Annotated in this window: 1 protein-coding gene; it reads right to left on the bottom strand. The window is 60.4% G+C overall.

The window, feature by feature from the left end; translation table 11 throughout:
• The coding region (locus KP705_RS19515; protein ID WP_215765508.1) for a plasmid recombination protein at positions 1-361 on the bottom strand (361 nt) is incomplete at both ends.

Raw genomic sequence — 361 nt, 5'->3', positions numbered from 1 at the left:
GCTCAGGGTCTTCCACAACACGGGTAAAAATCCCCTTCTTGAGCACCTGCGGTTCTAGGTCAGCAGGGGTCAGGTTTTTGTGCTCGGGTGCGTCCCGTTCTAGCGCCCCGTAGTAGGTTTTCAGCTTGGTGTGGGTGGCCTTGCTTCCTTCGATGCCGCGTTCCAGTCCGACAGGGCGTCCCACAACTCGCGCAAAGTCGGTCTGCATCTCGTTCAGGGCCTTGGCACCACCGAGGAACCGGCGGCAATTCAGGCGGCCTGTATCGGGGTCTTTTGGCACCACGTAGGCCGACAGGTGCGGCGTTTTTTCGTCCCGGTGAATGATGGCAGCGATCACGTTGTCCTTGCCGTGCCGCTCCTG

This window comes from Gluconobacter sp. P1D12_c (genome assembly GCF_018812105.1).
GTDB classification, from domain to species: domain Bacteria; phylum Pseudomonadota; class Alphaproteobacteria; order Acetobacterales; family Acetobacteraceae; genus Gluconobacter; species Gluconobacter oxydans_A.
Note: the sequence above shows the minus strand (reverse complement) of the source record. Positions and strands in the feature narration are given on the sequence as shown.